Raw genomic sequence first — 25,836 nt, 5'->3', positions numbered from 1 at the left:
GCGTTTCAATGATCTCGTCTCTGGTTGCAATGGCGGCGGGCGCGAGCTTCATCGTCTCGAATGCGACTCTTAACGGCCTTGTGGCCCACCGCAAGCCCGAGATCGCCAAGCGTAGTGTCCATCCGCTGCATTCGAGCGGGAAACCCTGGAAATTGATTTGAAAAAACGGCAAGAGGCGCCCTCCTGGCGACATTTGCGGCCATCCGACCTTCCTGCGCTCGTCCGTCTCGCCGATGAAATGCATCCTGACGCTCGCGAGCGGGCGGAAGTGTTCGAGGAGAAGCTCGATCTTTTTCCTGACGGCTGTTTCGCCTTCGAGGGAGGCGGCGGCCTCCTCGGATATGCGATCTCCCACCCATGGGTGGACAACGACATTCCGTCGCTCGACGCTTTCTTGGATCAGCTCCCCGACGCGCCGGATTGCCTCTTCCTGCACGACGTGGCGATTGCCGCGGAAAGGAGAGGCCGCGGGGCGACCGCGACCTTGATCGAGCAATTGACCGACATTGCGAAGCGCGAGCGACTTCCGTCTCTCGCTTTGGTCTCCATGTATGGAACAGAGCCCTTATGGCGCCGGCGGGGCTTCGATTGCTTTCGTAGCGACGCCCTCTCAGTTCAATTGGCAAAGTATGGAGCGGCCGCCGTCTACATGAAAAAAATCATTTGAAAGTCCGGCGCAGCCTCCGAGGAAATCCCGCGCAAAGGGAATGCACCCAGCAACCGAAGCGGAATGGCGCGGCGTTCTGGAATGGAGGCGACGTCCATGAGCTGCGCGCCGAAAGCCGCGGCTCTTTCGCTCAATCGCGCGCCGTATCCGAGGCAGAGGCCGCCCCCGCGACAAACAGCCAGCCAAAAACGGACAAGCCGACCCATAGCGCCAGGAACGGATGTCCTGTCTCGAAGAGCGCAATCAGACAAAGCCCAATTGAAGCGAGAAAGGTGGCCGCCATCGCCCGATGGGAGATCGCTCTCGGAGAAAAGCGATTTCCGGGACTGTTTACAATATAGGCCATTTCGTCCCCCTGACGCGCCGCCAAGCTTCAGCATGCTTGGAAACATCTTGTTAACGCATGACGCTCCGAAACGTTCCCCAGTCGGCTGGCGCCAAAGCCAGCCAGCCGAGCGGCGGCCGATCAGAGCTCGTCTGTCGGATTGCCTTCCGAGACCGCCGCCTTCAGATATTTCGAAGCCCGGAAACTCACGACCTTGCGCGGCTTTACGAGGGCGAAATCGCCTGTTCGGGGGTTGCGGCCCTTTCTCTCCTTCTTTTCGACGATCACGAACTTGCCGAAATTGCAGAGGGTCACGCTCTCCCCGCTGACGAGAGTTTCGAAGATTTCCTCCAGAACCTGATCCACAAGAGCCGCAGCCTGCCGGTGCGCGAGCCGGTCGCACGCCACGAAAAGCGATCGCGCGAGCTCCCGCCTGGTGACCGTGTGTCGGTCCGACGGCTTTTCATACTCCCTCGGAGCATAATGCAGGCGGCCATAGACCTGTTGCACATCATCCAGCATCGACGTCCACCCTGTTTGCAGCGCCCCATCCTCAAGAATGGCGCCTGCGCCGAACCCTGCCTGCCCGAATGGAAGGATACCTCAGTAAATTCAGGCCTGTCCTTATCCATTTTGCGTAAAGTGAAGCTTTAGCATAAGCCCCCGCCCATATGGGCTTGCTCCTTCGGGCAAGCCATGGCGCCCGCCCGCGAGCCCGCGCCGCCGGGAAGATCGACGGACGGCAGGACGCCGAACATCTCCCGGTAATGTCCGGCGAATCTCCCCAGGTGATTGAACTCGTGCGCTTTTGCGATGCGGCCGACGCCGTATGGGCCGCATCGCTCCCGTCGCAGGGCGGCGTGGACCTGGTGCAGGCGGATGGCGCGCTTGAGCTCGACAAAGCCGAGGCCGAACTCCTCCTGCACGGCGAGCTGGATGCTGCGCCGGGAGCACCTCAGCCGGCGGGCGGCGTCCTCGAGGGAGAGCCGGCGCGATTCGCCGGCGTGCGGCGCCTCCCAGAGAAGATTTTCGATCGTGAGCGCCAGCCTGCGCCGGCGTCTCGCGCCCCGCGGCGCCGGCGTGCGGCCGACCGCGTCGGCTTCACGGAGCAGATCGGCGCTCAGCCCGACCATCGCGTCCCACTCGGGCGGCGGCGGCCGGCGGGCCAAGTTTTCTTCCCCAGATTCGCCCCCCGCGAGCAGGCGCCGCGCGCTCTTCTCGAGCGCGCGGGCGCTCGGCGTGACGCAAGAAAGCAGCGGTTCGAAATCGAGAGGAGCCTCCAAACGCCGCCGCAGCTCGGGCGTCGTCGCTTGCGCGACGATGCGCTGCACGGCTGCAGGGCTGAAGTGAATGCTCAATGCGGAGGCGGGAAGATTCGCCGCGAGGTGCAGGGCGCCGCCGCCGCAGGCGAGGGCCACGGCCTCTCCGCTGACGCGAGCGCCGAGAAGCCGAATCTCCTCCGCCTTCACGAAGACGATCTTGAGCGCGCCGGCGGCGATCCGCCCGTCGATTCTGAGCCCCCCGCCGAGCAACCGAATCTCCTGAATGGAGACGCCGCATCCGAACGCCAGACAGGCGCGCGCCAGATGCAGCGCGCCGCCCTTCAGCCGGTAGAGGCGCGGCCGCCGGGAATTCAGGAGCGCCGGCGCTCCCGCCTGATCCGTCAGGAATGTCAGCTCGTCCACTTTTTCGGTTTCCGTAGAGGCTCTCGGCGAAGCTCTGTCTTGACCATATGGTAGCGGTCCACTGACTTGAGCGCAACAGTTGGCGGGCGCGGCGACGCTTTGCTTCAGGCCTGTGCGCGCCAGATGGCTTCTGAGCCGCTCGGAACAGGGAGAATGGCCATGCCTCGGCCTCGGGTTTGGCGTAACGCCGTTCTGGCGCTCATCGGGATCGCCCTCGCCTTCGCGGCCTGGACCAATCGCTACGAGCCCGCGGCGTCCCCCTATTTCCACCGCAACCGCTTCACGGGGGCGGAATGCCACCGCGGGCAGGAGTGCTGGACCCCGCGTCCGCCGAGGGTCTGGCCAGAACCAACCCGGTAGCGCGGCCGTTCAGCGGATTTCCAGCCTGCGCGCCAACGCCTCCAGCGCGCCCCGCTGGCCTTTGACGATTTTGCCCATCGCTTCCGGCAGGGAGAACCAGGCCGCACGGTCGATCTCGGGAATGTCGATCAGGCGGCCGGTCTTGGGCGGCCATTCGATCTGGCAGAAGTTGCTGGAGAGTTCCGAGGGATCCACGTCGCCCTCGAGGGCGTAGGCGAGAACGCGCTTGCCGCTGGGCTGCCTGAACTCCCCGAGCGCGGTCAGCTCGCCTTTGAGGGAAAAGCCGGTCTCTTCGAAAAACTCGCGCCGCGCCGCCTCTTCGGCGCACTCCCCCTCGTCGATCTCGCCCTTGGGGATGGACCAGGCGCCCTCGTCCTTTCTCGCCCAGAACGGCCCGCCCGGATGCGCCAGCAGCACCTCGGGCACTCCCGCCCTGAGACGGTACAGCAGGACGCCGGCGCTACGCTTCGCCATCGCTCGAGCTTCCTTGTTTCCGATCGCCGCCCGTCGGACTGCGGCCGCAATTCTCTCCGCAAAGTAAACGGGGGAAAGCGGGGGCGGCGTTAAGCGGCGCAATGGCGCGGCAATGAAAAGGCGTATACGGCATGGCGCAGGCGCGCGTGATTTTTCTGTCTGTCTCTCTTGTCGTCTCGGCGGGCTTCCCCGCCGCGGCGCTGGGCGGTCCCCTGGACCGCGGGCCGATCGCCGATTTCCTGACGATCTTTCGCGAGCAGTCCATCCCCCGGCAGATCGTGGCCTGGCGCCATCCGGAGTATAAGGCGGGCGCGGTGGTGGTCTCGACCCGCGAGCGGCGGCTCTATTACTTGCTCGGCGGCGGCCGCGCCATCGAATATGGCGTCGGCGTCGGCCGCGAGGGCTTCACCTGGTCGGGCGTGAAGACGGTTTCGCGCAAACGCGAATGGCCGGACTGGCGTCCGCCGGCGCCCATGCTGAAGCGGCGCCCGGATCTTCCCCGCTACATGCCGGGGGGCATGGAAAATCCGCTCGGGGCGCGGGCGCTCTATCTCGGCTCCAGCGACTATCGCATCCATGGCTCGAACGAACCCGACACCATCGGCGCGGCAGTCTCATCGGGCTGCATCCGCATGACCAACAACGACGTCATCGACCTTTACTCCCGCGTGAAGGTCGGAACGAAGGTCGTCGTGCTCAAATAGGACGAAGGCCCGTCAGCGCGTGCGGACGAGGTCCGTTTCCGCAGCCTTCTGGCGCCCCGCCTCGATTCGCAGCCGCGCCTGCATCGCGGCGTCGCCCCGGCGGAAACGAACCTCGATTTCGGTCCCCGCCGGCAGGATCGCGAGGAGCGTGCGCAATTGCGCCGGCGACGAGATCGTGCGGCCGTCGACGGCTGCGATGACATCGCCTTTCGCAAGCCCCGCGAGCGCCGCCGGCGAAGAGGGCTCGATGGCGACGATTTCCGCGCCGGGGCGCCCGCCAAGAGGTGCCCGAATCGACACGCCGATCTGGCCGCGACGCACTTCGCCCGTCTCGACGAGCTGCGTCATGATGCGACGGGCCATATCGATGGGAATGGCGAAGCCGATCCCGTGGCTCGCGCCCGACTTCGAGAAGATCGCCGTGTTCAGCCCGACGAGCCGCCCGTCGAGCGTCACCAGCGCCCCGCCGGAATTGCCGGGATTGATCGACGCGTCGGTCTGGATGAAATCCTCGTAGCCCTCGATGCCGAGGCCGGTGCGGCCCATGGCGGAGACGATGCCGGAGGTGACCGTCTGGCCGAGGCCGAAGGGATTGCCCACGGCGAGAACGAAATCCCCGACCTCCAGCGCGCGGCTGTCGCCCATGGGCACGGCGGAAAGATTGCTTCCCCTGATTCGCAGGACAGCGACGTCCGTCGCCTTGTCTCGCCCGATGAGCTGCGCGCGGAAACGCCGATCGTCCTTGGTCGTGACCTCGATCACCGACGCGTCGCGAACGACATGCTCATTGGTGAGGATGAGGCCGCGCTCGGCGTCGACGATCACGCCCGAGCCGGCGGACGTCGTCTCTCGCTTGAGACGCGCATTGGGAATGTCGAAGAACTCCTGCAACACAGGATCGACGGCGGCCGGGACTTCGACGGATTCGATCCGCTTCGTCGCAATGTTCACCACGCCCGGCGTCACCGCGCGCACGACCGCGGCGACGGACGCCTTCTGGCCAGGCGGCAGGGCGCCCGCGAAAAGCGGCGCCGGGATGAGCAGGAAGAGCAGAACGAGGCGTAAAATCATGGGCGTCGAGCTTCCGGCGCGCCTTGGCCAAAAGATGGCGCCCGCAGACTTGCGCAGAGTGTGATCTGATCATGGTTAGAAATCCGTTCCGAGGAGACCGCGCCTTCGGGAAAAAAGCAGCGCGCCGGCGAGGCGGAACGGGCCGCCGCGCGCGTCAGGAGGGCGGCGCCAATGAAATCAGCACTCCGCCGCTCTGCTGATAAAACATTGTTATGCAATAAAGTTCTGGCGCAGGAGTTGCTTCTCGTCCCAGGCCGCCACAAGATTTCGAAGAGAGGGAGGAGCGGGACATGGCGTCCAGAGCGTTCCATTTGCAGATGCAGGGTTATGGGCTCACCACCGCCAATATTTTCTATCGTCTGCCCGATCACCCGAAGATCATCCAGTCCTACATCTGGCAAGATTACGATCTTCACCCGCATTTTCCCGAGTTGAAGAAATTCCTCGACTTCTGGACCCGCAGCCTCGACGGGCCGCTCCACGCCGTCACGGTGGCGCACGCGCAGCTGATCAGGCCCGCTGAACTGCGCCTCGTGAACGGCGAATTCAGCGTGCATTGAGTCGGCGGCCTTTACGAAAGCTTGATGGACGCCGCCCCGCGCCTGTCCCGGACCGGGACTTTCGAGACATCGCGAAGACAAAGGCGGCACGAATCGGGCACGGACAAAATGCCGCGCCTATTCCTTCAAGAATCCTTTCGCCGGGAAGCTGGCGCAAGCGCCGCCTGTGCGCCAGAATGAAGCGCCATTTTTGGCCCAGGGAAGGACAAGAATGAAAAAGGAAACGATCAACGGGGCGACTCTCGCCGTAGCGGCGGTCTCCCTTGCGCTCGCCGGCGTCGCCCCGGCGGCGAAAGCCGAGACGACGGCGGCCCGCGTGCACTGCCTCGGCGTCAATGGCTGTCAGGGCAAGAGCGACTGCCATACGCCAAAAAACGCCTGCAAGGGAAAGAACGCCTGCAAGGGCCAAGGTTGGCTCTACAAGGAATCAGCGCAAGCCTGCCTGGACGCTGGCGGCAAGGTTCTGGACTGAAAAAGCAGGAACAGCCCGCGTGGGCTGTTCCTGTCTCCAATTGCGGGGATCGCGCTCTTCCTAGATGCCGCCGCCGCTCTTGCCGCTGGAGCTCGTCGAGCCCTGGTCCGTGCTCGAGGGCCCGCTGGTCCCCTGATTCATGTTCTGGGAATTCTGCGAGCCGGTGCGGCTGCCCTTGTTCATCGACTTGCTGCTGCCATAGCTCCCGGTCTCGGCGTTGCGCGCATGGTGATGGCGGGAGCTCTTCGAACAATGGTGCGCCCAGGCCGACGCCGGCGCGAGGGCGATGATGGGCGCCACGAGCGCCGCTGCGAGGATCCTTTTATGCATGGCATTCTCCCGAAAGACTGTCCGGTGCGCCGGATCAGGGGGAATTAATCAGGCCCGCCCCTGCGGCAAGCCGGCGATATGTCCGGATTATTGCTGGGCGGATGTGAAGGCGGCGCGGGCCCGACGAAGCCCGCGCGAAAATGCTCAGCGGCAGAGCGTGCGATATCGCTGGCAGTTGCCGCGGCCGACCTCGCCGAGGTCTTCCTTGAACAGGCAGGCGCGCCTCAGCTCCCGGCAGTCCGGCCCATAGCCCCAGTGTCCCCTGCCCCACTCGCCGCGATAATAGTCGCGAACCTGCACGACGCCCGCGCTGGCGCCCGGGTCGATCGGCGCGGCCGTCACGGGAAGCGTGAACACGCCGGCCAGGCAGGCCGCAAGGATATATGCGCGCATCTGTTCCTCCATTGTCCCCAGCCCCGTCAGCCTCAGCGCGGAGAACGGCTTGCCCGCGTGCGGCGTCGCCATGTAACGGCGCGAGCGCCGTCCTGTTCCTGAAAGGTCTCTCAGCGGCGCGCCCTGAACTGGCGCTGGCAGGCTTTCGAGAGCGCGCCCATGTGCTCACGCAGGCATTTCTCGACCGCGATGGCGTCCGGCTCCGCAGCGGCGCAGAATCTATGCGAATCCCGCTCACAGGCGGTTCGCTGCCTGGCCGTCCCAGCCGTTCCTTGCGCGGCCGCCGGTTCGAGAACGCCGAGGCCGAGCACAGCCGCGACGACGAGAAAAAGCTTGCCCATGGCGACTCTCCGAAAAAACCGCCGCGGGCCCCGGCAGCCATCCGAGGCACATGGAGCGATCCGAGGCACATGCCGCAACTGGAACGGGATGCGGGGAGATCAAGCTCAGCGGGGATCGGGAGAACGTCGGAGACGCTCAGGCCGGGGCGAGCAGCAGGCTCGTCTCGCTTCGCTCGACGCCCTCGATCTGCCGCACCTTGGTCAGCACGCCGTCGAACTCCGCCAGATTGGCCGTCTCGATTTCGGCGATGAGGTCGAAGGCGCCGTTCGTGCTGTGGATCGTATGGATCTGGGGCAGGCCGCGAAGCGCCTGCGCGACGCGGCGCGTGTTCTTGCCAGACACCTCGATCATCATGATCGCACGAATACGGTCGCTTTGCGCGCTGCTTTTCAGCCGAACGGTGAAGCCGAGGATCACCTGCGAGTCGATGAGCCGGTTGAGCCTGTTCTGAACCGTGCCGCGCGAGACGCCGAGCCGCTTGGCGAGTTCGGAAAGAGACGCCCGCGCGTTGGTCCTCAAGGCCGAAATCAGCCGGTGATCGAGTTCGTCCATGGCCAGCTCTGTCACTTCGTCAGAAAGATAGGCCGATTTGCGCAAAGAACTAACGTTTTCCAGACAGGTTTGCGATTTCGGTCAGCGCTGCGTGCGCCTAGCATCCTGGAAAGTCAACAAGCCGGGAAGCGGGGAATGGTCACTTTTCTGAGCGCGCGGGACATCGCCCGGATCGTCGATCGGGTGGGAACGGACGCGTTTTGGCCGCGCCTCGTCGACTATCTGCGGGAAGACTTCGCCGCCTGGGACTCCTTCGACAAGTCGCCGCGTTTCGCCAGTCATTCGCAGGGCGGCGTGATCGAGCTCATGCCCGCAGGCGACAGCCAGACCTTCGCGTTCAAATATGTCAACGGGCACCCCGGCAACACGCAGCTCTGCCTGCAAACCGTCGTGGCCTTCGGCGCCCTTGCGGATGTTGCGACAGGCTATCCGATCTTGCTCTCGGACATGACGCTCGCGACGGCGCTGCGAACCGCGGCGACCTCCGCGCTCGCCGCGCGCAGCCTTGCGCGGCCCGAGAGCCGAACGATGGCCCTCATCGGTCTCGGCGCGCAGTCGGAGTTTCAGGCTCACGCCTTCAACGTCATCCTCGGCGTCGATCGCCTGCGCATTTTCGACATAGACGCGGAGGCGTTCGACAAGTTCGAGCGCAACATGGCGGGCGCCGGCGTGGCGCTCACCCGCTGCGCAAGCGCGCGCGAGGCCGTCCAGGGCGCGGATATCGTGACGACCATCACCGCCGACAAGAAGCGCGCGACGATCCTGACCGCCGACATGGCGGCGCCGGGCATGCACATCAATGCGGTGGGCGGCGACTGTCCGGGCAAGACGGAACTCTCCCGCGATCTGCTCCTGCGCGGCGAGGTGTTCGTGGAATATGCGCCGCAGACCCGCATCGAGGGCGAGATCCAGCAGCTTCCCGCCGATCATCCGGTCACGGAGCTTCACGACGTCGTCGCCGGACGCAAGAGAGGCCGCGCGTCTTCCAAGGCGATCACCATCTTCGACAGCGTCGGCTTTGCAATCGAGGACTTCTCGATTCTGCGGCTGCTGCGCGATCTCGCAAGCGAGACAGGCATAGGCGGCGAGATCGAGTTGATCGCCGCGCCGGTCGATCCCAAGGATCTTTTCTCCCTCCTGCGGCCCGCCGGGGAGCCCCGGCGCAGAGAACCCGCGCGCCGGGAAATCGCCGAAATCTGAACTCAACGCCAGGATCGCGAACACGATGAACGTCCACGTCAAGACCCAGGAGAAAGACGCGCGGCCGCAGGCGGCCCTTGCGACGATCCTGATGTGCGCGCCGCATCATTTCGGCGTCGATTATGTCATCAATCCCTGGATGGAGCGGCAGGTCGGGCGGACCGATAACGCCCGCGCGCGCGCCCAGTGGGAGAATTTGCGCCGCCATCTCTCGGACTGCGCCGACCTCGCCTTCGTGACGGCGGAGCCGGGCTTGCCGGACATGGTCTTCACCGCCAATGCGGGGCTCGTCGTCGATGGCGCCGTGATCGTCTCGCGCTTTCACGCCAGGGAACGCCAGCCCGAGGAAAACCTGTTTCGCCGGTGGTTCGAGGATCAGGGATACGACATTGCGCCCTGGCCCGAGGACGTCGCTTTCGAAGGCGCCGGCGACGCGCTGACGGATCGCGCCCGGCGGCTGATCTGGTGCGGCCACGGCTGGCGCTCCAGCAAGCTGGCGCCCGCTCTCATCGAAGCGGTCTCGGGCTGGCCGACGGTCGGCCTGAAGCTCGTCGATCCGCGCTTCTATCATCTCGACACATGCCTCTGTCCGCTTCCGGACGGCTCGCTGATGTATTATCCCGCGGCCTTCGACGGAGCGTCGCTGGAAACGATCCGCGCGCTTGTCCCGGCGGAAAAGCGCATCGAAGTCGGTGAGGCGGATGCGCTCGCCTTCGCCTGCAATGCGGTCGCGGTCGGCGGACGGATATTCATGAACGCCTGCTCTGCCGAACTCGGAGCGCGTCTGACGACGGCCGGATTCGCTCCAGTCGTCACGCCGCTTTCGGAATTCCTCAAAGCGGGCGGCGCCGCGAAATGTCTGACGCTGGAATTGAAACGCAGCTCTCTTCGATCCAGCCCGGCCCCGTAATGCGCGCGGCCGCCGCTTGTGCAACCGCGCTATTTTCCAGTCCCGTGCTGTTCCATCAAATTCACGAGCATCGTGGGAAGTTGCAGAAAACCCCGCAAAAGCGCCATCGGCAAGACAAGAACGGCTTTTGACAAGCGGGCGCCGCTGCGCCCGATTTCATGCGAGTTCATGCGCTTCTCCCTTCATTTGCGTGGGCGGCCATCGCGAGGAACATGCAAAATGCGTGCGCGTCTTTCGGTTTTCTGCGCGCAGAAACCGTCGAGACATGAAAGCGAAAAGATAGGCCGCTTTAATGATCCAGCGACAGCTTCCGCGGCGTGCGCGTCGCGCAGAATTTCAGGAGCGAGGGCCACTTGTCCACGGAATGGCGAATAGAGGCCGCCAACAGTGAAATGGCCGCGATTGCCGACATCGAGACGCCGCCGCACGACCGCCGGGACCGGATGCGCGCCATCTGGCAGCCGATCGTCCAGGCCCTCGCGGACGCCTCCCGCGCCGCGCCCGAGCAGGAGGAAGCCGACCCAAATTACGTCGGATTCACATCGGATACGGGGCGCCCCGTTTTTCTCGCCAAAGTCACGTCGCCGGGCGGCCTTGTCTATCGCAAGTTCGTCGTACGGCGCTCCTGACGTCTCCGGACATCGGGCGGGCGCGGCGTTTCCCGCCTCGTTTCGAACATAAGAAAATTTAAATCCGTTCGCGATTACGCTGACATCGATTCGATTTGATGCGTCTCGGCGGTCTGGCCGACGCAGAGGCATGACGCCGCCAAATCGTTGCCCGACATGACGTCGCTTCCCAAAAAGGAAAAACGCCGGGGCGATCCATCAGCCGCGGGCGCAGCATCCTTTTTCCCAAATCCGCCTGCTTCACGGAAGCCGCCATGCGACTCGATCTCGACAACATGAAACTCGGCGTCAAGACGCTCATCCCGCTCGGGGTGATCGCGGCGCTGTTCACGATCGTTCTTTGTCTCAGCGTTTACCGCTCGCACAAAACGAGCAGCGAATACGGCGCCCTCGTCGAGCGCGCAAACATCGCCCTCGTCAAGGTGATGCGCGCCAACCGCCTCGCGACGGACATCGGCTACGCCGCCCATGTCATTCTCGATTTGCAGCCGACGAGCCCGGAGTGGCTTGCCGCGCAGGACTCCTTGCGCGTGTCGCCGGCGCTCGCGCAATCCTTGTTGAAGGAAGCGGCCGGCCTCCAGCCGCAATATTCTGCCGAGTTGCAGGGGTTCGCCGAAAGGATCCGCACGATCGCGGAAGAAGCGAAGCGCGCGAGCGCGTTCGCCGCCTCTGAGAACGATCAGCAGACACGGGCGGCGAAGGCCCTCGGTGGGATCGACGCCCGCGTACAGAAGATCAACGCGGAGATCGCCGCCTTCAACGATCTTCGGCTTGCCGAAAACACACAGACGAGCGTGGAGCTGCGCAGCCGGGCCGACAATACGATCCTGATGACCCTTGCAGCCTTTATCATCGCGGTCGGCGCCGGCTTCGGCGTCTCGCGCTGGCTGACCCGCACCGCCATCGTTTCGCCCATTCTCGCGCTTTCGAGGCAGATGCGGCAGATCGCCGACAATGATCTGGCTGTTTCCGTCGCCGGGCTCAATCGCGCCGACGAAGTCGGCGACATGGCGCGCGCATTACAGAATTTCAAGCAGAAAGGCCTCGAACACAGGGCGGCCGAAGAGCGCACCGCGGAGGAGCGCCGGCGCATCGAGGCGGAATATCGCGAGCTCGAGGAGAGCAGCCTGCAAAAGGAACGCGATACGGTGGCGCAATCGATCGGCCGCGGTCTCGAGCGCCTCTCCGCAAAGGATCTCACGCATCGCATCGACGACAATCTGCCCGACGCCTATCGTCGCCTCCAGAATGATTTCAACGCCGCGCTGAGTCAGCTCGACGGCGCGATTCAGCATGTCGCAGGCGGCGCCAATCTCATTGGCACGGCCACGATGGAAATCACCAGCGCCGCCGACGATCTCTCGCGGCGCACGGAGCAGCAGGCGGCGAGCCTCGAGGAAACGGTGGCCGCGATTTCGGAAATCGCGACCACCGTCGCGAAGACCGCGACCGGCGCCAAACACGCGAGCGAAGTGGTCTCCGCGACCAAGGCGGACGCCGAGAAGAGCGGCGTCGTCGTGCAGCAGGCCATGGAGGCGATCAACCGCATCGAGAAATCCTCCAACAACATCGCCCAGATCATCGGCGTCATCGACGAGATCGCCTTCCAGACCAATCTCCTTGCGCTCAATGCGGGCGTCGAGGCGGCGAAGGAGATCAAGGGACTGATCTCCGCCTCGACCGACGAGGTCGGCGAAGGCGTGACGCTCGTCGTCGAAGCCGGCAAGGCGCTCGCCCGCATCGTCGAGGCGGTCGGAGAAATCGACGGCATCGTCTCGGGCATCGCCATCGGCGCGAGCGAGCAGTCGACCTCGCTGCAACAGGTCAACTCCGCCATTTCGCAGATGGACCAGGACGTTCAGAAGAACGCCGCGATGGTCGAGGAGACGACGGGGGCCACGCATAATCTCAGGCGGGAGACGGAGGCGCTGATCTCCTCCATCTCGAGCTTCAGATTATCCGAGACGGCCGCCGCCGCCCCGCCGCAAAGAAAGGCGCCGAGGCCTCGGGCCGCCCTGAGGTCGCTTGGCGGCGAGGCCACCGCGCGAAAGATCGACGCCGAAGGAGAATGGATGGAGTTCTAGACCGACGGTCAGAGTCGTTGGACAGGCCCGGGATCGGGGCAGGATTCCCGGGAGCCAGACGCGGCCGTTTTCTTGCCCGGCGCCTTGGGCTATTGACATCGGGGCCGTGAAAAAACGGTCCCGACGCCTCCTCGCCGGGAGGCGCCCCTCATCTCGAAAGGGCGCAAATGCAGTCTTCCGAAGAGAAGCGCCTGGACGGTGGCCCGCGCTGGCTCGTCTGGTGGCGCTCGACCCCGCTCTATGCGCGCATTCTCGCCGCCGTGCTTCTCGGCGCGCTCGCCGGCGTCGCGCTCGGCGACAACGCCGCCGCGCTCGCCATTCCGGCCAAGCTCGTGCTGCGCGTCCTGGGGGCCCTCGCGCCGCCCCTCATCCTCTTCGCCATCGTTCAGGCGCTGATGAGCGCGCCGCTCGGCGGCCGTCAATCCCTGCGGCTCGTGGTCCTGCTCGTCACGAACACACTCGTCGCCATCGGGGTCGGACTGGGCGTCGCCAATGTCTTGAAGCCTGGAGAATGGGTGAAGGCGGGGCCGCCGCCCGATATGGCCAAGGCTGCGGCCACGGGGCCCGACCCGATCACCCAGTTTCTCGACAGCGTGCCGCGCAGCGTCGCTGGCCCCTTCGCGGACGACGGCAAGGTGATCGGCGTCATCCTGCTCGCCATCGCCTTCGGGATCGCCCTGCGGCGGCTGAGGCATCATCCCATTCGCACGGTCGAGGATCTGGTCCATGTCGGGCTGACGAGTTTCGTGACCATTCTCGAAGCCGTCGTCGAAGTGGTGCCGCTCGCGGTTTTCGGCGTCGTCGCCAGCATCGTCGGCGTCAAGGGTTTCGGCGACTTCGCCGCGCTCGGCGGCTTCGTCGTCGCCGTGATCTTCGGGCTTCTCCTGCAGGCCGGCTATTATCTCCTGCGGGTGCGGTTCGAATCCTGGGTGCGTCCGGCGGCGCTGCTGCGCGGCGTGCGCGACGCGCTGGTGATGGCCTTCTCGACGGCGAGCTCCACGGCCACCATGCCGGTCACCTATCGCTGCCTGCGCGTCAATGTCGGCCTGCGCGAGCACTCGGCGAGCCTCGGCGCGCTGGTCGGCTCCAATTTCAACAATGACGGCACCGCGCTCTACGAGGCCATGTCGGCGCTCTTCGTCGCACAGCTCCTCGGCCTGCAACTGACGCTGACCCAGCAATTGGCCGTGGTGCTGACGTCGATCGTCGCCTCGGTCGGCGCGGCCGGCATTCCGGAGGCGGGCCTCGTCACCATGACGCTCGTATTCAAGTCGGTGGGCCTGCCCACCGAATATATCGCCATGCTGCTGACCGTGGACTGGTTCCTCGACCGCTGCCGCACGGCGATCAACGTCATGGGCGACGTGACGGTGAGCTGCCTGCTCGACGGCCGCGCCCGCCAGGACGAGGAAGAAGAGGCCAGGGAGCTCGTAGACGTTTGAACCCGCCCGCCGGTCAGCGTTGCAGGCCGGCGACCTCGCGATTGGCGAAATCGAGACGCGAGGCCAGCGTCCGGACGACGAAGCGGTGGAAGGCGTGGGCGAGCTCCGGCTCCTCACGCTCCATCCGCGCGATCGCGTCCCGGGTGAAGCGATAGACGACGGTCGGCTCGTCGACGAGAACCGAGGCGCCGCGCGGCATGTCGCGATAGAGCCCCATCTCGCCCAGCAGCGTGTGGCCGACCATGGAGCGCAGGCGCAGGTCATGCCCGTCGGGCGCCGTGAACAGGATGGTGACGCGGCCCGAGGAGAGGAGAAAGATGCTCTCGCCCGCCTCCCCCTGCCGGAAGACGAAGTCGCCGGGCCCGAGCTCCATCACCTCGAAATAATCGCTCAGCCGCGCGAAGAGGCTCTCGCCGCCGAGCTCGGCCTTCAGCCATTCCTCGGTCGAGCGCCGGCCCTCCTCGACGGCGGCCGCATGCGCCAGCAGCCGGTCCTCGCACCATTCCAGAGCCGCGTCGAGATTTTGAAAGATGCGACAAATTCGGTCGCCGTCCTCGCGGATCAGGCCGCCCTTGACGAGCGAGCGCGCCACATTGGGCGGAAGGCCCGCGAAGACGAGGTCGAAGCCCTCCCGCTCGGCGAAGTGACGCAGTTTGTGGAGCGTCATCACCGCCGAATAATCGATCCCCAGAACCTGCCGAAAGTCGAGGATGAGGCTGCGGCACGGCGTCGCCTCGCGCCGCAGGGTCTCCTTGATGTGCATCAGCAGGTTATGGGCGCTACCGAAGAAGATGAAGCCGTGCAGCCACATGATCTGAATGCCCGCGCCGTGCCGCCGCAGCGCCTCGGCGTGGTAATTGGGCCGGTCGACGCGGCTGGCGAAATTGCTGCGGTCCATGCCGTGCTTGACGAGGCGGATGCGGCTCGTATTGACCGCGAAGGTGATGCAGGCGGCGATGACGCCGACCCCGACGCCCGCGACGAAGTCGAAGAGCGCGATGGTCAGGAAGATCACGACGAGCTGGAGATAGTCGGCGCGCTGCATGGCGCGCCAGCCGCGGATCAGCCATTCGTCGAGCATGCCGGCGCCGAGCTGGAGCAGGAGCCCCGCCAGAATGGGCACGGGCACGAAGCCGAGCGGCGCCGGGCCGAGCGCGAGGGGGAGAAGGCAGAGAAGCCCCGCGAGCGCGCCGCCGCCGCGGGAGCGGGCGCCGGTCTTGTAGCCAAAGAGCGTGCGGCTGACCGAAAGCGTCGTCGCCACGCCGGCGCCTATGGCCGCGACGGCGTTGGCCGCCCCGTTCACCTTCAGCTCGTAATCGAGATCGACCTCGGCCTGGGTCTCGACCTCGAGCGCCATGATGCTGAGAAGCAGCGTCGCCACCACCACGGTGATGAGCGCCACATAGTCGCCCGAGCGGCGCAGGATCTCCCGCCAGTCGATCGCAGAGGCGACGTCATGGAGCCATAAGACCGGCAAAGGCGCGGAGGAGGAGGGCGGCAGATCGAGGAGCCAGCCCGCCGCGCGCGCCTCCTGCGCCGGAACGCCCAGCAGGAAAAGAGCGAGCGGCAGGACCATGGTCCCGAGCACCAGAAGCGCCGGAAAGGCCAGCTGATTGCGGGCGCGCTGCGCCAGGGCGAGAAGGCCCGCGAACAGGACGCCGCAGGCGAGCTGCGCCACATGCCGGCCGGCGGCGATGTCCGAAAGGAGCTTGAGGGACAAGGGCTCGCGCGCCAGAATCCGGATCGCGCCGCTCGTGAGGAACCAGCCCGACGCGGCCATGAAGCCGCCGATCACCGGATAGGGCAGGAAGCGGATCCACCGCCCGAGCTTCAAGACGCCGAAGAGATAGGAGGTCGCGCCGACAATGGCGGAGCCCGCGACCACCGCCGCGAAGGCGGTCGCCCCCGCCTCGTCGGCGCGGCCCTGCCGGGAAAGATCCGTCGCGATGAGCCCCGCCATGGAGGCGAGGACGGCGATCGCCTTGGAGTCCGGCGCCGCAATGGCGAAAGGCAGCCCGCTCAGCGCCGCGAAAACGATGGCGCCGAGCCCCGCGCCGATCAGGCCGGCGCCGATGCCCATCGGCAGATAGTCGGCGAGCGGACCGGAGAAGATCAGCGCCGAATAGCTCAACGAGGTGACGATGATCACGACCGGCGCCACCAGACCGGAGACGACGTCGCGCAGCGTCATGGAGAGACGTGGCGCGCCCGCGCCCGGCCATGGGCGGTTCGGCGAGGAAGACATGCGGACAGGGCGGTTCATCCCCCCTGTCTAGTCGATTTGCGCACAGGCGTCGCCGTTGGAAATGGGTGGGCCGCCGCCGGCTCAGGCCTCCTCCATCGCCTCCAGCTCGCTGATCAGCCCGTCGATCATGTCGAGGCCGATGTTCCAGAAGGCCGGATCGCGGGCGTCGAGGCCGAAGGGCGCGAGCAGCTCGTTGTAGGGCCTGGCGCCGCCCGCCTCGAGAAGCGCGAAATAGCGTTCGGCGAAGCCCTCGTGCGCCTGGCTGTAGACCCCGTAGAGAGAATTCACCAGGCAGTCGCCGAAAGCGTAGGCGTAGACATAGAAGGGCGAATGGATGAAATGCGGGATATAGGCCCAGAAGGTCTCGTATCCCGGCCCGAGGCGGATCGAGGGGCCGAGGCTGTCGCCCTGCACGCTCATCCAGATGTCGCAGACCTGGTCGGCGGTGAGCTCGCCGTTGCGGCGCTCGATATGCACCTTCCGCTCGAAGGCGTAGAAGGCCATCTGCCGCACGACCGTATTGATCATGTCCTCGACCTTGGAGGCGAGCAGCGCACGGCGCTGGACCTTGTCCGTCGCCTGGGCGAGCAGCGCGCGGAAGGTGAGCATCTCCCCGAAGACCGAAGCGGTTTCGGCGAGCGTCAGCGGCGTCGGCGCCATCAGCGCGCCCTGCCGGGCCGCGAGCACCTGATGCACGCCATGGCCGAGCTCATGGGCGAGCGTCATCACGTCGCGCGTCTTGCCCTGATAGTTGAGCAGCACATAAGGGTGGGCGGAGGGCACGGTCGGATGCGCGAAGGCGCCGGGCGCCTTGCCGGGGCGCACCGGCGCGTCGATCCATCTCTTGTCGAAGAAATCATTGGCGATCTCGGCCATGCGCGGCGCGAAGCCCTTATAGGCCGAGAGCACGATGCCGCGCGCCTCCTCCCATGAATAGCGTCGGGAAGGCGTCTCGGGCAGCGGCGCGCTGCGGTCCCAGTAGTCGAGCGCGTCCTTGCCGAACCATTTGGCCTTGAGCTTGTAATAGCGGTGCGAGAGGCGCGGATGGGCCGCCGTGACCGCCTTGGCCAGCGCCTCGACCACTTCGGGCTCGACGCGGTTCGAGAGATGGCGCGAATCGGCGACATCCTTGAATCCGCGCCAGCGATCGGAGATTTCCTTGTCCTTGGCGAGCGTGTTGGTGATGAGCGAGAAGGTGCGCAGATTGGCCTTCAGCGTCTGGCCGATCGCCTGCGCCGCCTCCCGGCGCTTTTCCTCGCGCGGGTCCTGCATCAGATTGAGAACCGGCTCGATCGCGAGCTCCTCGGTCCCGACCCTGAAGCGCAGGGAGGCGATGGTCTCGTCGAAGAGGCGGTTCCAGGCGGCCGCGCCGGAAATGTATTTCTCGTGGAAGAGCTCCTCGAGCCGGTCGTCGAGCTCATAGGGCTTTTCCTTGCGAATGTCCTCGAGCCACGGTTTCCAGCGCGAAAGCGGCGCGGTCGCGGCCGCCGCCATCAGCGTCGCGTCGTCGAGGCGATTGAGCTCGAGCTGGAAGAAGAGGAGCTGCGCGGAGGCGCTCGTCACCTTTTCCTGCACGTCGCCATAGAATTTCGCCCGCGCCGGATCGGTCGTGTCGCCGCTGTAGAGAAGCCCGGCATAGGACATCAGCCGGCCGACGAGATCCTGTAACGCCTCGTAGCGCGCGACCGCCTCGCCGATTTTCGCGCTGGCGTCGGAGGCCGCCGCGAGCGCGGCGAGCTTGCCGCGATACTCCGCGCCGAAGCGCGCCACCTCCTCGGCCATGCGGGCGAGGTCCGTCTTCAGACGCGGCGAATCGGTCCCCTCGTAGAGATCGGCGAGATTCCATTCGGGAAGGGTTTCGGCGAGACCCGCCGCGGTTTCGGCCGGCGAATGGACACTCGAAAAATAGCGCATGGCAAAGACCATCTCGTTTCGTGGCGGACCTCCTCCATATGGGCAAAGCCCAAGGGGGATCAACCCGAGAGCGCCGCGCCGGGGCTCTCTTCAAACTGTAAAGCTCAAGCATAAAATTCTCAACGCCGAAAAAGCCTTGCGTTTCATTTCGAGGCAGAAATCGACGGCCGGTTAACCCGGTTTTTACCCTGTGCGGCGAAGGATGACGCCTGACACAACCGCCGGGCGGCCATCGCCGGACCGGGACCGCGGGAGCGCCATGACCCCCACGATTCTGATTGCTGACGACGATCCGGTGCAACGCCGCCTGCTCGAGGCCATGGTGAGGCGCTTCGGCTACGACGCCGAGACGGCAGAGGGGGGCGAAGAGGCGCTGGCGCGGCTCGCGCGGCCCGGCGCGGCGCCGATCGGGCTTCTCATCCTCGATCTCGTAATGCCCGATCTCGATGGCATGGGCGTGCTGACCCGCATGCGCGACCGCAAGATCGAGACGCCGGTCATCGTGCAGACCGCGCATGGCTCGATCGAGGCGGTGATCTCCGCCATGCGCGCCGGCGCCCGGGATTTCGTCGTGAAGCCCGTCGGCGCCGAGCGCCTGCAAATCTCCATCAAGAACGCGCTTGCGGCGGACGCGCTCGCAGGCGAAGTGCGCCGCATCGGCCGGCGCGCCCAGGGTCATCTCACCTTCAAGGACCTCGTTTCGCGCAGCCCCGACATGGCGCGGGTGATCCGGCTCGGCGAGCGCGCGGCGCATTCCAGCATTCCGGTGCTGATCGAGGGCGAGTCGGGCGTCGGCAAGGAGCTGGTCGCGCGCGCCATACAGGGCGGCTCGGATCGCAAGGGCAAGCCCTTCGTGACGGTGAACTGCGGCGCCCTGCCCGCCAATCTCGTGGAATCGATTCTCTTCGGCCACGAGAAGGGCGCCTTCACCGGCGCCACCGAGAAGCACACGGGCAAGTTTCAGGAAGCCAACGGCGGGACGCTGTTTCTCGACGAGATCGGCGAATTGCCGCTCGACATTCAGGTCAAGCTTCTGCGCGCCCTCCAGGAGGGCGAAATCGACCCGGTGGGCGCGCGCCGCCCCGTGCGCGTCGATATCCGCCTCATCTCCGCGACCAACCAGAACCTCATCGAGCTCGTGAAGCGCGGCCTCTTCCGCGAGGATCTCTTCTACCGGCTCAACGTCTTCCCGATCAGCATTCCGCCGCTGCGCTCGCGCCGCGAGGACATCGCCGATCTCGCGCGCCGCTTCGCAGCGCGTTTCGCGGCGGAAGAAGGCCGCAACATTCGCGGCCTCACCGCCGAGGCGCTGTCGCTGCTCGCGAGCTACCCCTGGCCCGGCAATGTGCGCCAGCTCGAAAACGCCGTGTTTCGCGCCGTGGTTCTGGCCGACGGGGACGAGCTGACGGTCGTCGAATTCCCCCAGATCGCCGCGCATGTCGACGGCTTCGACGTGCGCGTGCCGCCGGTTCCGGCGCTGGCGCCCGCGGAGCCGCCGCGCGAACGCGAGATCATCCGCGTCGAGACCCGCGACCCGCATGTTCTGCCGCTCCTCTCCAGCAATGGCGAAATGCGCAAGCTCGACGACCTGGAGAAGGAGACGATCCGTTTCGCTTTGACCCACTACCGCGGACAAATGTCGGAGATCGCGCGCCGCCTCGGCATCGGCCGCTCGACGCTTTATCGCAAGATGAAGGAATATGGGCTCGAGGAAGGGCCGCTTCAGACGGTCGCGTCGGACACGATGGTGGCGTAGGGCGAGGGTGGCGTAGGGCGAGGGTGGCGTAGGCGGTTAAATTGTGCGAGCCTTTCCAGCAAAGGAGAGGCGCATGACGCTCTACGACATCGAGGTCCGCGCCATCGACGGCGCCACGAAAAGCCTGCGGGATTATGAAGGAAAGACGCTGCTCGTCGTCAATGTGGCGAGCAAATGCGGCTTCACCCCGCAATACAAGGGGCTCGAAGCCCTCTATCGCAAATATGCCGGCCGGGGCTTCGTCGTGCTGGGCTTTCCCTGCAACCAATTCGGCGCGCAGGAGCCGGGCTCCGAGAGCGAGATCGCGTCCTTCTGCTCGACGGCCTATGACGTGAGCTTTCCGATGTTCGCCAAGATCGACGTCAATGGCGAACAGACGCACCCGCTCTACAAACTGCTCAAGCGCGAGGCGCCGGGCCTACTCGGCTCCGAGGCGATCAAGTGGAACTTCACCAAGTTCCTCGTCGATCGCAGCGGCAAGGTCGTGCGGCGCTATGCGCCGACCGACACGCCCCAATCGCTCGAAAAGGACATAGAGGCGGCGCTGTGAGCGCGACGATCGAGGTGAACAAGAGCGCCGGCGGCGACCCGATGACCTTCGCGGTCGCCGTGCGCGAGGACGAGAGCGAGACGCGCCACGACGTGACGCTGTCGCGGGCTTATCTTGCGCGCGTCGCGCCCGGCGCTTCCGCCGAGCAGGCGATCGAGGCCGCCTTCCGCTTCCTGCTCGATCGAGAGCCGAAGGAAGCGATTCTGGCGCGTTTCGACGTGAGCGTGATCTCGCGCTATTTTCCACAATTCGAGACGCGCCTGCCGGATTATCTGCGCTGACCGTCAGAAGGCGGCGCGCAGTCTCAGGCCGAAGACGTTCACCGGCCCGCGCGCGCTGTTGTGCGCCGGATTGATCAAAAGCTGATAATCGAAGGTCGCGTCGAAATTCTTTCCAAACCCCACCTTGTAATAGGCTTCCATATTCTTCTCGCCGCCATAGGTCAGGGCGCCGTCGCCGATATAGACGCTCAATCCCCCGAGCCCGAAATAGCGGACCCGATCTCCATGAAGTCCGCTGAAGGCCACTGCGGCGCCGATCTCGTCGTCATCGCGCCCCCATAAGGCGCCGCCGCCGACAAGTCCGAAGGCGATGCTGCGGTCGATGTCGGTGTAATCGACAGTCTCGAAACGCCCGTCCGCCATGCTCGCGCGCAGGAAGAACCCCAGATGCGGCATGAGCTGCTGCTTGATATTGACGCCGCCGCCTGTTTTGACGGCGCGCCGGCGCGAAGACTCGACGGTCGGCGGGAATTCGCCGGTGATGAAGGCGTAGCGGATGGCGTCGTCCGCCCTGGTGAGGAAGCCATTGTCGCCGAAGCCGAGAAATTTGATGGCGCCCGGCTGTCCGAGTAGCTCGTAACGCGCCTCGAACTCCGCAACGGCCATGAACTGCCGAAACAGCACGGGCTCGATGTCGTCGCTATTGGGAACCGTCGAGAGCTGAAAGACGCCGCCGCGCGCGGTCCACCAGTCCTGTTTCCACTCCAGCGCCAGACCATGCGTATAGCCCCAGGCGTCAGCCGCATAATCGAAGGCGCCCATGTTGTTGAAGGCGAAATTCAGGAAGCCTGTGGTCGGATCATGCGCATAGACGTTGTCGTCGAAGACGTCGCCGACCGCGAATTTGCCCAGCGTGACGATGATCCGGTCCTTGTCGACCCGCCCCGAAATCTGGTTCTGCGTCGACTCCAGCACCTCGCTTCGCGAGCCTTCGTCGGAGGCGCTCTCCGTCTGCGAGCCGTCGAGGCCGATGATCTGCCGCAGGAAGTAGCGCTGGAAGCGCATATAGGGAGCCGCCCGGCCGACTTTTGCGACGGCGCCGTCCACATAGGACGCGGCGCCGACGGAGTTCGCAAGCCCGTAGCCGGCGTCGATCTCGGGATTGAGATAGGCCGCGCCGCCCGGCCAGAGTCTGAGACCCATGTAAAGATTGGATGTCGAACCCAGATTCGCCTTGCCCTGCGAGGGAAGGCTGTTCGGGCCGTCATAGGCGGCAGGAAACTTCGGATAGGCCTGCCCGACATTGGTCGTCTGGCCGTGGACGCTGTAAAGCTCCTCGCTCACGCCTCCGGCCGCCTCGTCAGGGGCATGGCCGCTGCGATCCCCGTTACGGCCGCCATATCGAATGGGCCCCGGAATGCGGTCCTCCTCACCGAAGTGATAGTTGAGGCCGAATCTGAGGATGTGATTCTCGTTTTTCACCCGTGAGACATAGGCGAGGCCGCTCCCGTCATCGAAAGTCTGCGTGTTCAGCGACTGGCTGAGGAAGAGATATTCGCCGCGCGCCGACCACTCTTCAGAAAGCGCATATTCGAGACCGGCGCCGAGCGCGAATTTCATCCGCGAGGACTGCGACCATCCGGCCGGCAATCGGGCGCCGTCGACCGACAATGTCGCCGGCCCGCGCGCGCCCCCAGCCGCGACGCCGCCCGTGAGATAGAAAAGCGCGCTGCCGACGGCGAGGCCGGCGCGACCGCGAAGGCTGGCGAAGAAATTGGCGCTGGGCCCCGCGTCGAGTGAAAAAAGCGGCGGATATGGATAGGCCCCAAAACTAGGGTAAGCGCCGATGGGGGCGCGGCGGCCGTCGAGAAGGCTGAGATCCGTCTCGAAACCCCATACCCAGGGGCCGCTTTGCCAATTGTAGCCGGCCTGCGCGCCGACCGAGACGCCGAGGCGTGCAAAAGACGGCGGATAGAGATCGGGCCGGGGGAAATCGACGCCGCCCACCGCCTGGAGACGTTCTCCGCCATGGACTGGCCGCGCGGCGCCGAGACTGGCGCCGAGGTAAAGACCCGCCCAGTTGAAAGGCGGCGCGCCAGCGGCCGAAGCCGGCGTCGACGCCCCCAGCGCGGCCAGCAAGGCGGCGACGCAGGAGGAGGCGCGGAGCAGGCAGGCGGCAAACCGTCGCACGGCTTTCATATCCCTCGCAGTAACGCAGAAGCCCGCGATTTGGAACCATTCCGCGTCGATTCTCGCCTCGCGATAAAGCTTCACTGTGCAGTCCGAATGACAGGCGGAGGCGGTTCATGGCTCCTGCAAGTGGCACGCTTCTTGTCTCCTCTCCATCCGGCAGCATGTCTGCGTCGCGCCCGCAAACAGAGGCGCGCGGCAAGGAGAGGAGCGTCGATGGACCTTCGTGTGACGCAATTCGATGAAATGGCGGGTTCGGACGGCGCGACCCGCGCCCCCTATCTGAAGCTCGCGCAATGGCTCGACGGCGCGCCTTCCGACCTGCTGGCCTCCCGGCGCGAACAGGCGGAATTGCTGTTTCGCCGCATCGGCATCACCTTCGCCGTCTATGGCGCGCAAGAGGCGACCGAGCGGCTCATTCCCTTCGACATTCTGCCGCGCATCATCGCGCGCAGCGAATGGGCGGCGCTGGAGCGCGGCCTCGCGCAGCGCGTCACCGCCCTCAACATGTTCCTCAAGGACATTTACGGGGCGGGCGACATTCTCAGGGCCGGCAAGGTGCCGAGCGAACTCGTCTATCGCAATCCCGGCTACTGTCCTGAGATGGCGGGACGGCGCGCGCCGCATGACATCTTTGTCCATATCGCCGGCGTCGACATCGTACGCACCGACGATCACGGCTTCTATGTGCTCGAGGACAACGCCCGCACCCCGTCCGGCGTCTCCTACATGCTGGAGAACCGCGAGGTGATGATGCGGCTCTTCCCCGATCTCTTCGCCATGCATCGCGTGGCGCCGATCGAGGACTACCCCGACAAGCTGCTCGCGACACTGCGCTCGGTTGCGCCGCCACGCGCGGCGAGCGACCCGACCATCGCGCTGATGACGCCGGGCTCCTTCAACTCCGCCTATTACGAACACTCTTTCTTGGCCGACAAGTTGGGCGTGGAGCTCGTCGAAGGCCGCGACCTCTTCGTCAAGGACGACGTCGTCTATATGCGGACCACGGAAGGACCGCGCCGCGTCGACGTGATCTACCGACGCATCGACGACGACTTCCTCGATCCGCTGACGTTCCGGCCCGATTCGGCGCTGGGCGTCGCCGGGCTGATCGGCGCCTATCATGCGGGCAATGTGACGCTCGCCAATGCAGTGGGCACGGGCGTCGCCGACGACAAGGCGATTTATACTTACATGCCCGACATCATCCGCTTCTATCTCGGGGAAGAGCCGCTGCTCCAGAACGTGCCCACCTGGCGCTGCCGCGAACCCGAGGCCCTCGCCTATGTGCTCGACCATCTGGACGAGCTTGTGGTCAAGGAAGTGAACGGCTCGGGTGGCTACGGCATGCTCGTCGGGCCGCACGCCTCGCGGGGTCAGATCGAGGAATTCCGCGCCAAGCTGAAAGCGCAGCCCGACAATTTCATCGCGCAGCCGACGCTTGCCCTGTCCACCTGTCCGATCTCCGTCGCGCAGGGCGTTGCGCCGCGCCATGTCGATCTGCGGCCTTTCGTCCTGCAAGGCGCGAATGGCGTGTGCGTCGTGCCGGGAGGCCTCACGCGCGTCGCCATGACCGAGAAGTCTCTCGTCGTGAATTCGAGCCAGGGGGGCGGAACCAAGGACACATGGGTGATCGACGACGCAGCGGGAGCTGCATGATGCTGGACGGTCTTCACGCCTTCGAGGATTTCGAGCGGCGCATGTATGGCGAAGCCGGCGACGCCGCGCCCCGCCTCCCCGCGCCGCTCTCGACGATCAGAAAAGACATCAGGCGCGAGCGCGCGCAGACGGAACGACACATGCTTTCGAGCACAGCCGACAATCTCTACTGGCTCGCCCGCTATATGGAGCGCGCAGATTTCCTGGCCCGCGCGATCGAAGCGTCGCGCCGACTCGCCGCCTTGCCGAAAACCTATGGCGGCGCCGACACGGAATGGGGAAGCGTGCTCTTGTCCTCCGGGGCCGCGCAGGCTTTCGAAGCCGCCGGCCAGCCGCTCAGCGAGGCCAATGTCATCGAGTTTCTCACCTTTTCACGCGAGAATCCGAGTTCGATTCGCAATTGCATCGAATGCGCGCGCACCAATGCGCGCGCCGTGCGCACGGCGCTCACCGTCGAAATGTGGGAGGCCATCAACGGCGCCTATCTCGAGATGAAGGCGATGGAGGCGCGCCGCGGCGCCTATTCGTCGGACGAACTGGGCCGCTTCCTCGAATTCGTGAAGCAGACGTCCCTCACCTATGACGGCGGCGCCTATCGGACCATGCTGCGCAACGACGCCTATTGGTTCTCGCGCGTCGGCCTCTTCGTCGAGCGCGCGGACAACACCGCCCGTCTGCTGGACGTGAAATATCACGTGCTGCTGCCGGAGAAGGAGATCGTCGGCGGCTCGCTGGATTATTTTCAATGGTCGGCGATCCTGCGCGCGGTCTCCGCGCATACGGCGTACCACTGGGTTTATCGCACCAGCATGAAACCCTGGCTTGTGGCCGATCTTCTCATCCTGCGTCCCGAGATGCCGCGTTCGCTCATTTCCTGCTATGAAAGCATCGTGCGCAACCTCGACAATCTCGCCCGCGCCCATGGTCGGCAGGGCGGCGCGCAGCGCCAGGCGCGCAGCACATATGGCAAGCTCGAAGCGCTCACCATGGAAAGCGTCTTCCAGGGCGGCCTTCACGAATTCGTCCAGGGATTCCTCAGCGAGAACAACCGCCTCGGGGCGCTCATAACGGAACAATATCTCTTCTGACTCTCGAGAGCGC

Annotated in this window: 28 protein-coding genes; 16 read left to right on the top strand and 12 right to left on the bottom strand. The window is 65.4% G+C overall.

Annotated features, from left to right (window positions below; genetic code table 11):
- Positions 1-8 precede the first annotated feature (8 nt).
- Positions 9-161 (top strand): hypothetical protein, encoded by a 153-nt coding sequence (locus WOC76_RS03430; RefSeq protein ID WP_341103872.1) that lies wholly within the window; start codon positions 9-11, stop codon positions 159-161.
- A complete protein-coding gene (locus WOC76_RS03425) occupies positions 158-667 on the top strand; it encodes a GNAT family N-acetyltransferase (protein ID WP_341103874.1) in 510 nt (169 codons plus the stop codon). The genes WOC76_RS03430 and WOC76_RS03425 overlap by 4 nt, the downstream gene beginning before the upstream one ends.
- 466 nt (positions 668-1,133) lie before the next feature.
- Here the strand turns inward: WOC76_RS03425 and WOC76_RS03420 are convergent, their stop codons facing one another.
- Complete coding sequence (locus WOC76_RS03420; protein WP_341103875.1) at positions 1,134-1,514, bottom strand: HU family DNA-binding protein; 381 nt, start codon at positions 1,512-1,514, stop codon at positions 1,134-1,136.
- A 128-nt stretch (positions 1,515-1,642) separates the two neighbouring features.
- A complete protein-coding gene (locus WOC76_RS03415) occupies positions 1,643-2,677 on the bottom strand; it encodes a helix-turn-helix domain-containing protein (protein ID WP_341103876.1) in 1,035 nt (344 codons plus the stop codon).
- Between the two features lie 159 nt (positions 2,678-2,836).
- Between WOC76_RS03415 and WOC76_RS03410 the strand changes: the two genes are divergently transcribed.
- On the top strand, positions 2,837-3,037 hold the full coding sequence (locus tag WOC76_RS03410) for a hypothetical protein (protein WP_341103877.1): 201 nt from the start codon (positions 2,837-2,839) through the stop codon (positions 3,035-3,037).
- Positions 3,038-3,046: 9 nt separating this feature from the next.
- Here the strand turns inward: WOC76_RS03410 and WOC76_RS03405 are convergent, their stop codons facing one another.
- Positions 3,047-3,511 carry an NUDIX domain-containing protein gene (locus tag WOC76_RS03405; protein ID WP_341103879.1) on the bottom strand — a complete coding sequence of 155 codons (465 nt, stop codon included), beginning with the start codon at positions 3,509-3,511 and terminating at the stop codon, positions 3,047-3,049.
- A gap of 131 nt (positions 3,512-3,642) precedes the next feature.
- Here WOC76_RS03405 and WOC76_RS03400 point away from each other — a divergent pair, with 131 nt between their 5' ends.
- Positions 3,643-4,215, top strand: coding sequence for a L,D-transpeptidase (locus WOC76_RS03400; protein ID WP_341103881.1), 573 nt, complete (start codon positions 3,643-3,645; stop codon positions 4,213-4,215).
- A gap of 12 nt (positions 4,216-4,227) precedes the next feature.
- Here the strand turns inward: WOC76_RS03400 and WOC76_RS03395 are convergent, their stop codons facing one another.
- Positions 4,228-5,286 (bottom strand): S1C family serine protease, encoded by a 1,059-nt coding sequence (locus WOC76_RS03395; RefSeq protein ID WP_341389632.1) that lies wholly within the window; start codon positions 5,284-5,286, stop codon positions 4,228-4,230.
- 290 nt (positions 5,287-5,576) lie between these two features.
- On the opposite strand from WOC76_RS03395, the gene WOC76_RS03390 reads away from it, so the two are divergent.
- Both WOC76_RS03390 and bufA2 read left to right on the top strand, forming a co-directional pair.
- Complete coding sequence (locus tag WOC76_RS03390; protein WP_341103886.1) at positions 5,577-5,846, top strand: usg protein; 270 nt, start codon at positions 5,577-5,579, stop codon at positions 5,844-5,846.
- A 211-nt stretch (positions 5,847-6,057) separates the two neighbouring features.
- Entirely contained in the window at positions 6,058-6,318 is a 261-nt protein-coding gene (gene bufA2, locus WOC76_RS03385; protein WP_341103887.1) for a BufA2 family periplasmic bufferin-type metallophore, read from the top strand.
- Between the two features lie 60 nt (positions 6,319-6,378).
- Here bufA2 and WOC76_RS03380 read toward each other — a convergent pair whose 3' ends face one another.
- The 4 genes from WOC76_RS03380 to WOC76_RS03365 form a co-directional block, all read right to left on the bottom strand.
- On the bottom strand, positions 6,379-6,648 hold the full coding sequence (locus tag WOC76_RS03380; protein ID WP_341103888.1) for a hypothetical protein: 270 nt from the start codon (positions 6,646-6,648) through the stop codon (positions 6,379-6,381).
- A 144-nt stretch (positions 6,649-6,792) separates the two neighbouring features.
- A complete protein-coding gene (locus WOC76_RS03375; RefSeq protein WP_341103889.1) occupies positions 6,793-7,041 on the bottom strand; it encodes a hypothetical protein in 249 nt (82 codons plus the stop codon).
- A 110-nt stretch (positions 7,042-7,151) separates the two neighbouring features.
- Entirely contained in the window at positions 7,152-7,382 is a 231-nt protein-coding gene (locus tag WOC76_RS03370) for a hypothetical protein (RefSeq protein WP_341103890.1), read from the bottom strand.
- Between the two features lie 136 nt (positions 7,383-7,518).
- Positions 7,519-7,935: an Lrp/AsnC family transcriptional regulator gene (locus tag WOC76_RS03365; RefSeq protein WP_341103891.1), complete on the bottom strand. Its 417-nt coding sequence runs from the start codon at positions 7,933-7,935 to the stop codon at positions 7,519-7,521.
- A 135-nt stretch (positions 7,936-8,070) separates the two neighbouring features.
- Here WOC76_RS03365 and WOC76_RS03360 point away from each other — a divergent pair, with 135 nt between their 5' ends.
- Complete coding sequence (locus WOC76_RS03360; protein ID WP_341103892.1) at positions 8,071-9,135, top strand: ornithine cyclodeaminase; 1,065 nt, start codon at positions 8,071-8,073, stop codon at positions 9,133-9,135.
- A gap of 25 nt (positions 9,136-9,160) precedes the next feature.
- Positions 9,161-10,045: a dimethylarginine dimethylaminohydrolase family protein gene (locus WOC76_RS03355; protein WP_341103893.1), complete on the top strand. Its 885-nt coding sequence runs from the start codon at positions 9,161-9,163 to the stop codon at positions 10,043-10,045.
- A gap of 29 nt (positions 10,046-10,074) precedes the next feature.
- Here the strand turns inward: WOC76_RS03355 and WOC76_RS03350 are convergent, their stop codons facing one another.
- Positions 10,075-10,215, bottom strand: coding sequence for a hypothetical protein (locus tag WOC76_RS03350; protein WP_341389626.1), 141 nt, complete (start codon positions 10,213-10,215; stop codon positions 10,075-10,077).
- Positions 10,216-10,398: 183 nt separating this feature from the next.
- Here WOC76_RS03350 and WOC76_RS03345 point away from each other — a divergent pair, with 183 nt between their 5' ends.
- The 3 genes from WOC76_RS03345 to WOC76_RS03335 all read left to right on the top strand — a co-directional run bounded on the left by WOC76_RS03345 (position 10,399) and on the right by WOC76_RS03335 (position 14,200).
- Complete coding sequence (locus WOC76_RS03345) at positions 10,399-10,674, top strand: hypothetical protein (protein WP_341103894.1); 276 nt, start codon at positions 10,399-10,401, stop codon at positions 10,672-10,674.
- Between the two features lie 254 nt (positions 10,675-10,928).
- Complete coding sequence (locus WOC76_RS03340; RefSeq protein WP_341103895.1) at positions 10,929-12,758, top strand: methyl-accepting chemotaxis protein; 1,830 nt, start codon at positions 10,929-10,931, stop codon at positions 12,756-12,758.
- Between the two features lie 167 nt (positions 12,759-12,925).
- Complete coding sequence (locus WOC76_RS03335) at positions 12,926-14,200, top strand: dicarboxylate/amino acid:cation symporter (protein ID WP_341103896.1); 1,275 nt, start codon at positions 12,926-12,928, stop codon at positions 14,198-14,200.
- A gap of 13 nt (positions 14,201-14,213) precedes the next feature.
- On the opposite strand, the gene WOC76_RS03330 is transcribed toward WOC76_RS03335, so the two are convergent.
- The gene (locus WOC76_RS03330) at positions 14,214-16,463 is read right to left on the bottom strand and encodes a SulP family inorganic anion transporter (RefSeq protein WP_341103897.1); all 2,250 of its coding nucleotides are present in this window, start codon (positions 16,461-16,463) and stop codon (positions 14,214-14,216) included.
- 63 nt (positions 16,464-16,526) lie between these two features.
- Positions 16,527-18,359 (bottom strand): M3 family oligoendopeptidase, encoded by a 1,833-nt coding sequence (locus WOC76_RS03325; protein WP_341103899.1) that lies wholly within the window; start codon positions 18,357-18,359, stop codon positions 16,527-16,529.
- A gap of 259 nt (positions 18,360-18,618) precedes the next feature.
- Here WOC76_RS03325 and WOC76_RS03320 point away from each other — a divergent pair, with 259 nt between their 5' ends.
- The 3 genes from WOC76_RS03320 (at position 18,619) to WOC76_RS03310 (ending at position 20,946) form a co-directional block, all read left to right on the top strand.
- Positions 18,619-20,115, top strand: a complete 1,497-nt coding sequence (locus tag WOC76_RS03320; RefSeq protein ID WP_341103900.1) for a sigma-54-dependent transcriptional regulator — start codon at positions 18,619-18,621, stop codon at positions 20,113-20,115.
- Between the two features lie 73 nt (positions 20,116-20,188).
- Positions 20,189-20,665 (top strand): glutathione peroxidase, encoded by a 477-nt coding sequence (locus WOC76_RS03315; protein ID WP_341103901.1) that lies wholly within the window; start codon positions 20,189-20,191, stop codon positions 20,663-20,665.
- Entirely contained in the window at positions 20,662-20,946 is a 285-nt protein-coding gene (locus tag WOC76_RS03310) for a hypothetical protein (protein WP_341103902.1), read from the top strand. Before WOC76_RS03315 ends, WOC76_RS03310 begins: the two co-directional genes overlap by 4 nt.
- A gap of 3 nt (positions 20,947-20,949) precedes the next feature.
- On the opposite strand, the gene WOC76_RS03305 is transcribed toward WOC76_RS03310, so the two are convergent.
- Positions 20,950-23,085, bottom strand: coding sequence for a carbohydrate porin (locus WOC76_RS03305; protein WP_445928471.1), 2,136 nt, complete (start codon positions 23,083-23,085; stop codon positions 20,950-20,952).
- Between the two features lie 207 nt (positions 23,086-23,292).
- Between WOC76_RS03305 and WOC76_RS03300 the strand changes: the two genes are divergently transcribed.
- Together WOC76_RS03300 and WOC76_RS03295 are read left to right on the top strand one after the other, a co-directional pair.
- Positions 23,293-24,735: a circularly permuted type 2 ATP-grasp protein gene (locus WOC76_RS03300; protein WP_341431267.1), complete on the top strand. Its 1,443-nt coding sequence runs from the start codon at positions 23,293-23,295 to the stop codon at positions 24,733-24,735.
- 140 nt (positions 24,736-24,875) lie between these two features.
- Positions 24,876-25,823 carry an alpha-E domain-containing protein gene (locus WOC76_RS03295; RefSeq protein ID WP_341108704.1) on the top strand — a complete coding sequence of 316 codons (948 nt, stop codon included), beginning with the start codon at positions 24,876-24,878 and terminating at the stop codon, positions 25,821-25,823.
- The last annotated feature ends 13 nt before the right edge of the window (positions 25,824-25,836 follow it).

Origin of the sequence: Methylocystis sp. IM3 (assembly GCF_038070105.1) — a bacterium.
Taxonomy (GTDB): Bacteria; Pseudomonadota; Alphaproteobacteria; order Rhizobiales; family Beijerinckiaceae; genus Methylocystis.
The sequence above is the reverse complement of the archived record's forward strand: the minus strand, read 5'-3'. Positions and strand labels throughout refer to the sequence as shown.